Annotated in this window: 13 protein-coding genes; 4 read left to right on the forward strand and 9 right to left on the reverse strand. The window is 42.8% G+C overall.

The annotated features are described in order from the left end of the window. Nucleotides 1–209 precede the first annotated feature (209 nt). The 3 genes from ribH to DC487_RS15780 all read right to left on the reverse strand — a co-directional run bounded on the left by ribH (nucleotide 210) and on the right by DC487_RS15780 (nucleotide 3,447). Entirely contained in the window at nucleotides 210–698 is a 489-nt protein-coding gene (gene ribH, locus DC487_RS15770) for a 6,7-dimethyl-8-ribityllumazine synthase (protein ID WP_116776934.1), read from the reverse strand. 68 nt (nucleotides 699–766) lie between these two features. Next, on the reverse strand, nucleotides 767–1,438 hold the full coding sequence (locus DC487_RS15775; RefSeq protein WP_116776935.1) for a tetratricopeptide repeat protein: 672 nt from the start codon (nucleotides 1,436–1,438) through the stop codon (nucleotides 767–769). Nucleotides 1,439–1,518: 80 nt separating this feature from the next. Further along, complete coding sequence (locus tag DC487_RS15780) at nucleotides 1,519–3,447, reverse strand: polysaccharide biosynthesis protein (protein WP_116776936.1); 1,929 nt, start codon at nucleotides 3,445–3,447, stop codon at nucleotides 1,519–1,521. Nucleotides 3,448–3,528: 81 nt separating this feature from the next. Between DC487_RS15780 and DC487_RS15785 the strand changes: the two genes are divergently transcribed. Then, nucleotides 3,529–4,740 carry an alanine dehydrogenase gene (locus DC487_RS15785; protein WP_116776937.1) on the forward strand — a complete coding sequence of 404 codons (1,212 nt, stop codon included), beginning with the start codon at nucleotides 3,529–3,531 and terminating at the stop codon, nucleotides 4,738–4,740. Between the two features lie 5 nt (nucleotides 4,741–4,745). Next, nucleotides 4,746–5,255 (forward strand): TlpA family protein disulfide reductase, encoded by a 510-nt coding sequence (locus DC487_RS15790; protein ID WP_116776938.1) that lies wholly within the window; start codon nucleotides 4,746–4,748, stop codon nucleotides 5,253–5,255. On the opposite strand, the gene DC487_RS15795 is transcribed toward DC487_RS15790, so the two are convergent. Beyond that, nucleotides 5,252–6,271 (reverse strand): LacI family DNA-binding transcriptional regulator, encoded by a 1,020-nt coding sequence (locus tag DC487_RS15795; protein ID WP_116776939.1) that lies wholly within the window; start codon nucleotides 6,269–6,271, stop codon nucleotides 5,252–5,254. The genes DC487_RS15790 and DC487_RS15795 overlap by 4 nt on opposite strands. A gap of 87 nt (nucleotides 6,272–6,358) precedes the next feature. Between DC487_RS15795 and DC487_RS15800 the strand changes: the two genes are divergently transcribed. Beyond that, the gene (locus tag DC487_RS15800) at nucleotides 6,359–7,855 is read left to right on the forward strand and encodes a xylulokinase (RefSeq protein WP_116776940.1); all 1,497 of its coding nucleotides are present in this window, start codon (nucleotides 6,359–6,361) and stop codon (nucleotides 7,853–7,855) included. Beyond that, the gene (gene xylA, locus DC487_RS15805) at nucleotides 7,852–9,180 is read left to right on the forward strand and encodes a xylose isomerase (protein ID WP_116776941.1); all 1,329 of its coding nucleotides are present in this window, start codon (nucleotides 7,852–7,854) and stop codon (nucleotides 9,178–9,180) included. Before DC487_RS15800 ends, xylA begins: the two co-directional genes overlap by 4 nt. Before the next feature lie 81 nt (nucleotides 9,181–9,261). Here xylA and secG read toward each other — a convergent pair whose 3' ends face one another. Genes secG through miaB form a run of 5 tightly spaced genes read right to left on the reverse strand, consistent with a single transcriptional unit; the run spans nucleotide 9,262 to nucleotide 13,971 of the window. Beyond that, nucleotides 9,262–9,621 carry a preprotein translocase subunit SecG gene (secG, locus tag DC487_RS15810; protein WP_116776942.1) on the reverse strand — a complete coding sequence of 120 codons (360 nt, stop codon included), beginning with the start codon at nucleotides 9,619–9,621 and terminating at the stop codon, nucleotides 9,262–9,264. Nucleotides 9,622–9,633: 12 nt separating this feature from the next. Then, entirely contained in the window at nucleotides 9,634–10,674 is a 1,041-nt protein-coding gene (locus tag DC487_RS15815; protein WP_116776943.1) for a hypothetical protein, read from the reverse strand. 13 nt (nucleotides 10,675–10,687) lie between these two features. Continuing rightward, a complete protein-coding gene (locus DC487_RS15820; protein ID WP_116776944.1) occupies nucleotides 10,688–11,215 on the reverse strand; it encodes an LptE family protein in 528 nt (175 codons plus the stop codon). A gap of 10 nt (nucleotides 11,216–11,225) precedes the next feature. Next, a complete protein-coding gene (locus DC487_RS15825) occupies nucleotides 11,226–12,506 on the reverse strand; it encodes a sigma-54 interaction domain-containing protein (protein ID WP_116776976.1) in 1,281 nt (426 codons plus the stop codon). Nucleotides 12,507–12,537: 31 nt separating this feature from the next. Next, the gene (gene miaB / locus DC487_RS15830) at nucleotides 12,538–13,971 is read right to left on the reverse strand and encodes a tRNA (N6-isopentenyl adenosine(37)-C2)-methylthiotransferase MiaB (RefSeq protein ID WP_116776945.1); all 1,434 of its coding nucleotides are present in this window, start codon (nucleotides 13,969–13,971) and stop codon (nucleotides 12,538–12,540) included. Between the last annotated feature and the right edge of the window lie 118 nt (nucleotides 13,972–14,089).

Genomic DNA, 14,089 nt, shown 5'->3' on the forward strand with positions numbered 1-14,089 from the left:
GGGATTTTACAGGAAGATGTGATAGGGATTCATTGCAATACGCATTACTGCAAATCGACTAAAGCAAAAAAAGTACTATGGCGAAGTCGATCTGAAAATATATGGCCGATTATGAATTCGTTATCATAACCAAAGACAACCACTCTCAAAGATGTGGTGCTTCTATATAGTAATGTGTGAGTAAATAAATGTGGGTCAGAACAGCTTGCTTAGTAGCGACGGCTGATATGTGCCATCTGAATGGCCGTTACCGCAGCTTCATCGCCTTTATTGCCGTGTTTACCACCGGCTCTATCAATAGCCTGCTGTTCATTATCGGTAGTTAGCACCCCAAAAATGGCTGGCTTATTGTATTTTAGTCCGACATTAGCGATGCCATCGGCCACAGCACTACAAATGAAATCAAAATGTCTTGTTTCGCCTTGTATCACACAGCCAAGACAGATGACTGCATCAAAGGCTTTATTCCGCAGTGCAATATCTGCACCAGAGATCAGCTCGAAACTGCCCGGAACTTGGATCACTTCAATATCCTGTTCGGCTACGCCGTGTGCCAGTAATTTATCAACCGCTCCAGATAGCAAAGCGCCCGTTATACTCGCGTTCCATTGCGCAACCACAATGGCAAAACGAAAACCAGCCGCATTTTGAACATTTAAATGAGAGAAATCCGATAAATTTTTAAGGCTACTTGACATATAACAAATATACAAAAAAGGGCTACTTTTCAGTAGCCCTCCTATCTTATTTTTATAACGAAGAAACGTTATTTTTTTGTTTGTACACGTGCGATGTGTCCTTCAATACCAGAAGCTTCATTACTTTCTGGGAAGTCCTCTTGAATTCTTACGTAAGCAGATTCTGCTCCCTTAAAATCATTTTGCACTTCGTATACTAACGCCAGTTTTTTCAAGAACAATGGTGTTGTATAAGAATTAGTCGACTTATCGGCTGCTTTCTTATAAAATTTAGCCGCTTTATCATAAATTTTCTCCTCCGAATAAGCGTCGCCTAACAATCCGATAATCAATGGATCGAGCACTTCACTTCCTGTCTCATTATATCTCTCTAAATGAGTGATGGCTTCTTTGAAGTTTCTTTGCTTCAAATACAATCCACCAAGATACGCATTGGCCATGTTAGCAGAAGCTGTATTAGAATACTCATCGGCAATCTCTTTTAAACCGACCAGAGAACCATCGCCTGTAATCGCTTTTTGCTGTAATGAATCGATTGTGGCATATTGTTCTGCTTTGAACATTAGGCTAGCCGCTTTTTCAGCTCTTGGTTTGAGATACAAAAATTGGTAACCAATGTAAAGTACAATTAACGCTGCGATACCAGCAACGATAAATACGAGACTCTTGGAATTGTTTTGTATAAAAGAACCCTTGTTCAATGGGCTCTTCTCTGTATTCTTAATTTCATTCGTTGACATCAGTTCATACTATTTTGGAACGCAAAAATACACTTTTCAAAATTACATGCAACAAAATTGGCTATAATTTGCAAACTTATTTAACCCAGCACGTTATCTTGTTGCTCCTTATCGAGCTGCTCATATACAGAGTTTTGACTGATGAACTCCGGAACCATACGTTTCATCTGACGTACGACTTCGGTTTCGTTCTGCGTATGCAATTTTTCAAAAAGGGCTTGGAAAGATTGTTCGACCATATCAATATCGTTTTCGCGAACTTGTGCAATCATGATCTTGTTATGATGTGTCGGCAGGGTATTTTCTAGGTCATTTAATAATTCTTCGTAGAGTTTCTCCCCTGGCCGTAGTCCAGTGAATTTAATATCGATCTCTTTGTAAGGTACACGACCTGATAGCTTAATCATTTTTTCGGCAAGATTGACAATCTTAACGGACTTACCCATATCAAAAACGAAAATTTCGCCACCGATACCCATATTTCCGGCCTCAATAACGAGTTGACAAGCTTCCGGAATCGTCATGAAATACCGAGTAATATCAGGGTGCGTCACCGTAACTGGACCGCCACGCTCAATTTGATCTCTAAATCGAGGGATCACAGAACCATTTGAGCCCAATACATTGCCAAATCTTGTGGTAATAAAACGCGTCCGATGATCGTCCTCAGACTGGGCTAATTTTTTATCCAAAGTCTGCACATAGATCTCTGCAATTCTCTTTGTGGTGCCCATGACATTAGTCGGGTTCACTGCTTTGTCCGTAGAAACCAGTACAAATTTCTGTACCTCGTATTCTACAGACAAGTTGGCGATATTGTATGTACCAATTACATTAGTACGAACTCCCTCAATAGGATGGCTTTCTACGAGCGGCACGTGTTTATAAGCCGCCGCGTGATATACTACGTGCGGCCTGAAAAGCTCAAATAGCGCGCGCATCCGACTTTGATCACGCACATCACCAATGTAGGTGTGATAGATCTGATCTTTATACACATCTTGCAAATCTAACTGCAAATTGTGCAACGGAGACTCGGCTTGGTCGCAAAGCACAATCATCTGCGGCTCGAACTTGCCCAATTGTTTAGCGATCTCACTACCGATAGATCCCGCTGCGCCAGTTACCAACACGCGCTTACCTTTTAACTGATGCAAGATATTCTCGTTCGAGATCTGTATAGGCTTGCGCTCTAACAAATCTTCGATTTTCACTTTTTGTATCTGTTTTGCTAACAGATCGCCATTCATAATACGATCAAGAGGTGGTAGTGTCAACACGTTAACACTATGTTCCAAACAAACATCTACTGTCGCTTGCTTCGTTTCGACACCAATTTTATGAGAAGCAAATATGAGTTCATCAATCTGATACTTGTTAATCATCTTACTTAATTCGCTCGACCGGTAGATCTTAATACCATCAATAGATTTTCCTACTTTTTTGTCATCATCATCTATATAAGCTACGATCAATTTGTCACCACGAGCATCATGATCAAATGTTCTTTTTACAGCTAATCCTAAATCACCAGCTCCATAAATCACGACATTATTTACCTTCCGTTTAGCAAGCTTAGTGTACTGGAAAAATATCTTGATACAAGCGCGATAGATCGTGAGTCCGGTAAACAAAAATAAGCCGTAGAGAATCACTAAGGTAATGGGCAATACCGCAAATCGCTCAAACGCTATCGCCCAAAGAAATTTGGCAACTAAAATGACAATCACACTAAATAGCACAGAGGAAAGTATGCGTATAGAGTCGGTCGCGCTCGTGTAGCGCACAATGCCAGAATACAATTTGAAATAGGAGAAGGAAACTGCAGTAGCTCCCATCATCAGAAATGCTTCCCAGAATACGATGACATGAATCATCTTATCTACTTGGAAAGCGCTATACACCAGATAACTAAGCAGAAAGGCGATAACCGCCACCGCCATATCAAAAAGAAATATAATCCACCTAGGAACGATCCTAAAATGCTTAAACGGATTGAAACTTGGCATATACCCTACTAATCTTGTCTACGAATGATTGCCAAGTTACTTATTTATTCCTATTTTTAATGTTATTAATGAGGGAAAAAAATGAGCAGTATGGCGAAGATAGCCCATGAAGCTATTTTTCAGACGAAGGAATCTACCGCTTTGTCGGGTAAACAGAAAAATTCTTTGAAAATTGGGATTCTGAAGGAGATCACTTTTCAGGAAAATAGGATAGCACTTACTCCGCTATCAGTCGGGCTATTGGTAGAACATGGCCATGAAATAATTCTAGAATCTGGCGCAGGTAATGCTTCCAATTTTTTAGATCATCATTACAGTGAGCAGGGTGCACAGATAACTCACGATCCGCGTACCGTGTATGAGTCTGACATTTTAATCAAGATTTCTCCTCCCACACTTGCCGAGGTAGAAATGATGAAACCACGTCAGGTGTTATTCTCTTCGCATCAGCCTTCTTTGATGGATCTCGACGTGTTAAAAAGCTTGATGCGCAAGCAGATTACCGCTTTATCCTTTGAATATTTACAGGATGAAGGCTGTCACCTGTCGGTCGTACGGGCCATGAGTGAAATCGTTGGAGCCACTTCTGTATTGATTGCAGCGGAATATCTGAGCAATGTTTTTGATGGTAAAGGCCTGATGTTAGGCGGCGTTACCGGCGTTCCGCCGACTGAAATGGTAATCATTGGTGCCGGCACCGTTGGCGAATTTGCTGCACGCACAGCCATTGCCCTTGGCGCACAGGTAAAAGTATTTGATAGTTCTGTATTTCGACTTCGTAGATTACAAAATAATGTGGGTAGCCGTGTATTCACGTCTGTTATTCAACCGGTCGTGCTGAACAAAGCGGTGCAATCCTGTGATGTAGTGATCGGCGCCATGCGCGCCAAGAATGGCCGTGCACCATGCCTCATCTCGGAGGAAACGGTGTCGAGAATGAAGCCTAATTCGGTGGTTATTGATGTAAGCATCGATCAAGGCGGTTGTTTTGAAACATCAGAAGTGACCTCACACGATCAGCCGACCTTTCGTAAGTACGATGTGATTCACTACTGCGTGCCCAATATCGCATCTCGTGTAGCGAGAACGGCTACGTATGCGTTGACTAATATTTTCACGCCAATTCTGTTAGAAATTGGAGAAAGTGGTGGCATGAACAATATGATTTGGGCTAATCCCGGCATTCGTAGTGCCATTTATCTTTATCATGGCAACCTGACGAATAAAGACATCGGCAGCAAGTTTAATATGCCATCTAAAGATCTAAACTTAATCGTAGTATCTAATCTGTAAAAAACATGAGATATATCCTTTTTATCAGCATTTTATGGATCAATGGTTGGTATGCCAACGCGCAAAACTGGCATACGAAAGTTGGCCAACAAGTGCCGTACTTTGAGATCGAAACCAAAGACGGTAAGAAGAAATCGACAGAAACGCTCGAAGGGAAAGTGGTCTTGATCAATTTTTTCGCAACTTGGTGCCCGCCGTGTAGACAGGAGCTACCAGAAGTGCAAAAGCAAATATGGGATAAGCACAAGGATCGGGAGGATTTCGAAATTGTCGTATTGGCCAGAGAAGAAGGTTGGGACAAGCTCACTCCTTTCGTAGCGCAATTCGGTTACACCTTTCCATTTTATCCAGACTTGAATAGAAAAGTCTATAGTTTATTTGCTCCGGATACGATCCCGAGAAATGTGATTATTGATCGCAATGGCAAAATCATTTACCAATCGATAGGATACGAGCCGGAGGAATTTGCGAAAATGGTCGATCTCATCCAGCTCCACCTTGATCAACCTTACTAGTTTTTGCGAGTAGAATCTCGCACAATCAAAATCGGATCGAGTATGATTCGCGTGTCAGACAATGCACGCGGATCCGCAGATTGCAACATCGTGAGAAATAATCGAGCCGATTCCTCGCCCATTTTTTCTGCCTGCTGATCTATTGTCGTAAGCGAAGGATTGATGTACGCTGAGAATGTCTGGTTGGCGAAGCCTACCACACCAATCTCTCCCGCTTGCACCTGCCGTTCATGCAATACATTCAATATACCAAGCGCCGTAAAGTCATCTCCTCCGATAATGGCATCGGGCCGAGTAGGTAGATCTAACAATTGGCGCGCTGCGCGAATGCCTGCTTCTATTGAAATCTCTTCACGAACGATAAAACGAGGATCGATGGAGAATCCATGCTCGCGAAGGGCACGGGTATAACCAGAGAAACGATCTTCAAAAATCTTAATCGTGCTGGCTGTAGATGCGAAAGCAATGCGTTTGTACCCTGATTTGATCAGGTGCGAAGTAGCTAAGTAACCGGCGCGTTCATCATCAATGGCCACCTTTGGTGCATGAATGCGGTCGTCTATTCGGTCAAAAACCAACAAAGCCTTATGCTCCTCATGTACTTTTTGCAGATGACTGAAATCCGTGGTTTCCAGAGAAGGCGAAATAATAATACCATCTACCTGCGCCTCCAACAATGTAGCAATACCATTTTGCTCAGATTGCAAGGACTCATTGCTTTGATACAAAATGATGGAATATCCGGCACGCTTGAAATGTAGCTCCAAAGTCGAAATAAAAGCAGAGAAAAAATGAATTTGTGCACTAGGCACAATTACGCCAATAATATAGGTTTTACCGGAACTTAAGGAAGAAGCAACCTTATTCGGGCGGTAATTCATTTCTTCAGCCATCTTACGCACTGCATCTTTCGTAGCATCACTAATTAGGTCTGAATTATTCAATGCGCGAGAAACGGTAGATATGGTAGTGTTTAGCGCTTTTGCAATATCATAAATCGTGGTTCTTTTTTTCACGTTAGGTTTTTTACAATTAATTGTAAATATAAAATAATCTAACTAGATTTATGCAAGCGCTTGCACTTAAACCTAATCGATGACAATATGCTTTTACTTGGTATAGACCTGGGTACATCCTCCATCAAAATCTCCGTCGTAGATCACGAAAGTCAAAAAACATTGGCTACGGTGAGTTATCCGGAAGAAGAAAGTCCCATCCATTCCCCAGAAGCGGGCTGGGCAGAACAAGATCCGAATATGTGGTGGCAACATATTCAGATCGGAATTCGTAAAGCGCATGCCTCGGGCGCGTATAATCCAGCAGATATTAAATGTATCGGTATTGCCTATCAAATGCATGGTTTGGTTTTATTGGATGCCGATGGCAATGCCCTACGTAATTCCATTATCTGGTGCGATAGCCGTGCGGTGCCGATCGGTCAACAAGCTTTTCGCGATTTGGGCGAGCAAGCGATACTGCGCACACATTTAAATTCTCCAGGGAATTTCACCGCATCTAAATTTAAATGGGTGAAAGAGAATGAACCCGAAATCTATCAAAAAACCAAGCATCTCTTACTGCCGGGCGATTTTGTATCGTACCGACTTACCGGAGAATATTGCACTACTAATAGCGCATTGTCGGAAGGTGTATTGTGGGATTTTTCTACAAATAGCGTATCAAAGACTATTCTTGATCACTACGAGTTGGACGCTACTGTGATTCCCGCTATTCATCCCGTTTTTGCAGATCACGGACGGATTCTTCCTACCATCGCAGATGAACTTGGATTAGCGCACGATGTGCATGTTACTTACAAAGCCGGAGATCAACCCAACAATGCGCTTTCACTCAATGTCATGCAAGCGGGAGAAGTAGCTGCTACGGCTGGTACATCAGGGGTTATCTACGGCGTAAGCGACCAATTGGTGTACGACCAACAATCTCGTGTAAACACATTTGCCCATGTAAACCATCACGAAGCGACAACGCGCACTGGCGTGTTGCTTTGCATCAATGGAACAGGAATTTTGTATAACTGGATCCGCAAAATTGCGGGGCATGGACTCTCCTACGACAAGATTAATGAGATCGCTGCTACAGCGCCAGTCGGAGCTCAAGGTTTAAGCATATTCCCTTTCGGTAATGGTGCAGAACGCATGCTCAATGATCGTATGATACAAGCTTCGATTATGGATATCGACTTCAATCGGCACGATAGCGCTTCTCTTTTTCGCGCAGCGCAAGAAGGAATAGCATTTGCCTTTCGTTACGGCTTAGATATTATGCGAGAGAATGGCATGACGCCAAAGGTAATCCGTGCAGGGCACGCCAATTTATTCAAAAGTGACGTATTTAGATCGTCTTTTGTGTCCACTACCAATACGCCATTAGAATTATACCAAAACGATGGCAGTGTAGGTGCAGCATTAGGAGCGGGCATGGGTGCTCACGTATATCGCGATGCGAAAGAAGCTCTTAAAGGTCTGCAAGTGATTGCAGACTTTGCTCCTGAAAAAGGTTTGACAGACCGGTACGAGGAATTGTACCAAAACTGGAAAGAACAATTAACTCAGAAATTAAATACAAATATCATATGAACGTGTTAACAGGCGAAAAAGAATTTTTTAAAGACATTAAACAAATCCAGTTTGAGGGTTTGGAGAGCGACAATCCACTCGCTTTCCGCTGGTACAATCCAGATCAGATCGTGGCAGGCAAAACGATGGCCGAACATTTTAAGTTTGCCTGCGCTTACTGGCATTCCTTTAATGGTGATGGCGGAGATCCATTTGGTGGCGCTACGCATATCTTCCCTTGGGATAAGCAAAGCGATCCATTAGCTCGTGCTAAAGACAAGATGGATGCCGCGTTTGAATTTATCACCAAATTACAAATCCCCTACTATTGTTTTCATGATGTAGATTTAGTCGACTTCACCAACGATGTGGTGGAGAATGAGAATCGCTTACAGCAAATCGTTGCTTATGCCAAGCAAAAACAACAAGATAGTGGGGTAAAACTATTGTGGGGTACGGCGAATTTATTCAGCAATCCTCGCTATATGAATGGTGCTGCTACGAATCCAGATTTTCATGTATTGGCACATGGTGCAGCGCAAGTAAAAGCGGCTTTGGACGCCACTATCGCTTTAGGTGGCGAAAACTATGTTTTCTGGGGTGGTAGAGAAGGCTATATGTCATTGCTTAATACGAATATGAAGCGTGAGCAGGAGCACTTAGCCAAATTCCTGCATTTAGCCAAAGATTACGCCCGCAAAAATGGTTTTAAAGGTACTTTTTTCATCGAACCAAAGCCATGTGAGCCATCAAAACATCAATATGATTATGATGCGGCAACGGTGACCGGCTTCTTACGCCAATATGATCTATTGTGCGACTTCAAACTCAACTTAGAAGTGAATCACGCGACGCTAGCTGGACATACTTTCCAGCATGAGCTCCAAGTGGCTGTAGATGCCGGATTGCTAGGATCTATGGATGCAAACCGTGGCGATTACCAAAATGGTTGGGATACAGATCAGTTTCCAAATGATATCAATGAATTGACAGAATGTATGTTGATTATTTTAGAAGCTGGTGGATTCCAAGGTGGCGGTGTCAACTTTGATGCTAAAATCCGTCGTAATTCTACGGATTTGGCCGATCTAGTACATGCACACGTAGGTGGTATGGATCTGTTTGCCAGAGCATTGGTAACTGCCGATCGTATCTTGACCAACTCAGATTATCAAAAAATTCGTAAAAATCGCTACAGCTCATTCGACGATGGCGAAGGTGCCTCTTTCGAAAAAGGTGGCCATACGTTAGAAACTTTGCGTGACTTTGCGGCAGCAAATGGCGAACCAGAAGTGAGAAGTGGTCAACAGGAATTCTTAGAAAACCTGATTAACCGCTACATTTAAAAAATGTGCTATACAAAAAGATCGGCCTTCATCTAGATGAAGGCCGATCTTTTTGTATAATGAGAAATTATTTACTTACGCTTAGTTCGCACTTGTATCACCAGCAGCTGGTGCAGCAGTAGGTGCAGGTGCTTCGTTTGTTGGAATATTCAATCCTGGATTATTTTGCATTGGTGCTTCCAATTGGTCGTTCAATCTATCGGATGAACCTGTAGATCCGCTTGGGCCAACCATGTTAAGACCTAAACAAAAAACCATCAATGCGATAGCCAATGCCCAAGTTCCTTTTTCTAAGAAATCTCCGGTACGTTGCACGCCCATAAGGTTAGAACCGCCTGCGAAACCAGAAGATAAACCTCCACCTTTAGGGTTTTGTATTAACACGATCAAACCAAGTAACACACTGGCTAATACAATTAAAATAATGATTAGGGTAACCATACTATATAAATATTAAAATTTTTGTTCTAATTCTTCAATTCGGCTCGCAAAGTACGCTTTTTTTTCTGGATTAATCGAAATTAATTTCCTAAAAACGTCGGCAGCTTTCGGATACAATCCTTGCTCGATATAAATATTGGCCAATGTCTCCGTGACCAACGAGAAATGGTCTTCCGCGCTCTTTCTAGCTTTGTTTTCATTGTTGACGACATCGGGTGTAGGTGGCTGTATTTGAGGTTCTTCTCGAATAAAGCGCTCGATCACCGCATCGGTTTTCTTCGGCATGGATACCTCCACCGTTTTCTGCCGGATCGCTGCACTTAGCTTATCTTCCGGATCTTGCAAGTGGAAGATATTCTCTCTGATCTGATGATCTAAAATTGTCTCATCAAATTTTGACGGCACAAACTGACCATCAGCACGTGTCGTGAGCGATTGTAAATTGATGAAAGGCTGGTAGGTGTCTGCGTGTTTGAGGCGCATTTTGTATAGCCACCAGCGAAAACTGTAAGGCATCAACTCGTCGTCGTATACGCTTAAATCTTCCTCACTATCAGCATCTTTTACACTTGGCTCTACAGGAGTTACAGCGGCTATATCGGTGCTTGGTTCAGCTCCTTCCGTTGTTTTCTCCAACGCAAAATAGTCGGCTGATTGCGCTTGCTCAAAGATCAAGTCCGCAAGTTCATCGCCTGTATTTTCGGTTTCAACCTCCTCTTGTTCTATAGCAGTTGCCGCAATTTCCTCTTCGATCGCATCTGGCTCAATCTCTTCCTCTTCTACCCAATTTTCATCCGCAATATTATCGGCACGTTGCTCGACCAGATCGTACAACCAATACCGATTATCGGTATGAAGTAATGCCTTCTGTACAGTGGCGTGCACACTTGGATCGGTAGCAGTCGACCGACGACATTGATAGGCAAATACAAGCGCCTGAGCGAAAGGATATTCGGAAAAAAGCAATTGAAAATCCACATCGGATACGGCATTCGGATCTCGCAATGCTTCGGCAAATAATTTTTTGATATTTGATGTAGATGCTTGGTTCATGACGGGCCTTGACTTACCAGTTATTGAATGTCCTATTATAGATATCCTCTGTCAACATCTGAATGATTTCTCTCGTCAGCTGTAGCTCGGTATTTGTGTTAACTGTTCCTCGAAATTCTCTAAATTGTGTAAAGTTTTCTTCATAATCACTTTCACCAGATTCATCTTTTCGATTGGTGTATTTCACCTTTACCGTGATAGACAACCTATTTAATGCGGCAAGATTCGTATTCGCTTCTACACCGGCAGAAGATATGGTATAGTTCGTGATCACGCCCTCAAAAATCGCATCTCCATTCTGGTCTACTTGATTCAATCTAGATTGTGTTCTTATCCGCTCTTTTAATCCCTCCGTAAAGTCTTGACCTAAAGAAGTAATCACCATGGGGGCAATATTCTCAAAGAATTCTACCGTATAGGTATTCATATTTTCAGGGATACTGCCGCCACTCAAGCTATACTTTACCCCACAACTTTGCGTGGTAAAAATTAGCATGACAGCAGTGATGATGACAGTAAGTATGGATTTATGATGATTCATAAACGGAGTCTTAATCTAGGTTCAAATCTTTAATCTTACGGTAAAGGGTGCGCTCAGAAATACCCAATTCTTGTGCTGCTGCTTTGCGCTTACCTTTGTGCTTTTTCAAAGCGCGCTTAATTAAGTCAGATTCTTTGTCTACCAACGACAAGGATTCTTCTATCTCTTCTACATCTTGCGCGTTATAACGGTATTCGCCATTTGCCGGTTTCGGTCTATTCGGGTTGTGAATGGTTAATGTCGCTGGCGAAGGTAAGCCATATTCATCACTCATCCGCGCAGCTACATTTCCACTATTATTATCAATGTCTTTATAAAGCTGATTGATTACTGGAGAGTTTTGTTCATACGTACCCGCATTGATGCCATTTTGCAGCAGCTCGACCACTAATTTCTTCAGATCCACCATATCGCGTTTCATATCAAACAGGACTTTGTAGAGCAAATCTCGCTCTGAAAAATCATCCTTATTCTGTTCGTTTACAAAAACGGGCAGATTAGATTGCTTCGCGTCAGCCGGAATGTAGTTGCTCAAGATGGCCGCATTGATATTACGTTCTCTTTCTAAAACAGCCACTTGCTCTGCGATATTTTTCAGCTGGCGAACATTTCCCGGCCAATTGTAGCTGACTAATAAATCTTGCGCATCGGGCAACAACTGAATGCTCGGTGTACGGTATTTATCCACAAAATCAACCACGAACTTCCGAAACAATAAATAGATATCTTCAGGACGCTCTCTTAAGGCTGGAATTTTCAAGGGTACGGTATTCAACCGATAATATAGATCTTCCCGAAATTTGCCTTTTTGTACGGCGGTGTACATATCTACATTGGTAGCAGCGACCACGCGAACGTTTGTTTTCTGCACTTTGGAGGATCCTACACGAATGTACTCGCCAGATTCTAGTACGCGTAATAGCCGCGCTTGCGTGCCTAATGGCAATTCGCCAACTTCATCTAAAAAGATAGTACCGCCATCGACGACTTCAAAATACCCTTTGCGCGCTTCGGTCGCGCCCGTGAAAGAGCCTTTCTCGTGGCCAAACAACTCCGAGTCAATCGTTCCCTCTGGGATAGCGCCACAGTTGACGGCGATAAATGGACCATGCTTGCGCGCGCTCAGCTGGTGAATAATATGGGAAAAAACTTCCTTTCCAGAACCGCTTTCACCTTGGATCAATACAGAGATATCCGTCGGTGCGACCTGACGGGCGATATCGAGTGCACGATTTAATAAAGGCGAATTGCCAATAATTCCAAATCTACTTTTTAAATCCTGATGATCCACCATGGGTACAATTTAGCTTTTAGCGCCTTTTTTAATTGATTATTTTTCCAATTAAAGTTGCTGAAGTACAACTTTCTCCCAATACATCTACATAATCGCCAGCTTTATACCGAGCATCTAACGGGAATACCAACATCGCATTCTGGTCATTGCGACCGCAATAATGTTGATCCGAACGCTTGGATAATCCTTCGATCAATACACGGTGCACTTTGCCTACGTAATCTTGAATACGCTCATGTCCGTGCGTACGTTGCAAAGCGACAATCTCGGTCAAGCGACGTTTCTTTACCTCCTCTGGCACGTCATCTTCGAAACGCTTGGCGGCCAATGTTCCCGGTCTTTCTGAATAGGCAAACATGTAGGCAAAATCGTATTTTACGTATTCCATCATAGAGATGGTATCTTGATGCTCTTCTTCTGTCTCGGTACAAAATCCGGTAATCACGTCGGTAGATATAGCACAACCAGGAATAATACGACGAATCGCATCGACACGATCGATGTACCATTCGCGATCGTAAGTACGGTTCATGATATCTAAAATCCGTGAATTGCCCGACTGCACTGGCAAATGGATGTAGTTACAAATATTCTCGTAACGAGCAATCGTGTGCAATACCTCGTCGGTAATATCTTTTGGATGTGAGGTGGAGAATCGAACGCGCAACAATGGATTGACTTCGGCCACCATAGCTAATAGCGTGGCGAAGTTGACCGTTGCTGCCGACTCTGAGCCATCTTCATTTTTCTGAGCGTGCTTGTACGAATCCACATTCTGACCCAACAACGTCACTTCTCTATATCCAGCCTCAAAAAGATTTTTGGCTTCTTGTACGATGGACTGCGGGTCGCGACTACGCTCTCGACCACGCGTGAAAGGAACGACGCAGAATGAGCACATATTATCACAGCCACGCATGATGGATATGAATGCGGCTACGCCGTTGGAATTCAATCGCACCGGGCTAATGTCTGCATATGTTTCTTCGCGAGACAATAGTACATTGACAGCTTTCGCACCATCATCTACCTGCTCAATCAGATTAGGAAGATCACGGTAAGCATCTGGCCCGACGACTACATCCACCAACTTTTCTTCTTCCAAAAACTTGGCTTTAAGACGCTCTGCCATACAGCCCAATACGCCTACGATCATCCCTGGATTACGCGCTTTGGCAGATTCAAATTCCTTCAATCTATTCCGAACACGCTGTTCGGCATTTTCGCGTATAGAGCAGGTATTGATAAACACCACATCCGCATCTTTAAAGTCTTTCGTGGTCTCAAAACCACGATCAATCAGTATAGATGCTACAATCTCACTGTCCGAAAAATTCATCTGGCAACCGTAGCTCTCGATATAAAGTTTTCGCCCGTTGCTAGCTCCTGTAGGCACCATATCAAGTGCCTCGCCTTGACGAGTTTCATCGTGTGTTTTGGTTGTGTGTAATAAGTCTAACATGTCCATTTCTCAAAGAGACAAAGTTAAGAATTAAATCTTAGAATGCGTGACAAGATGTCATCTGCATCCGCCTATTGCATATCGGTTTAATGTTTGATAATTTAGCATAAAATATCAA

The organism is Sphingobacterium corticibacter, from assembly GCF_003076635.1.
GTDB classification, from domain to species: domain Bacteria; phylum Bacteroidota; class Bacteroidia; order Sphingobacteriales; family Sphingobacteriaceae; genus Sphingobacterium; species Sphingobacterium corticibacter.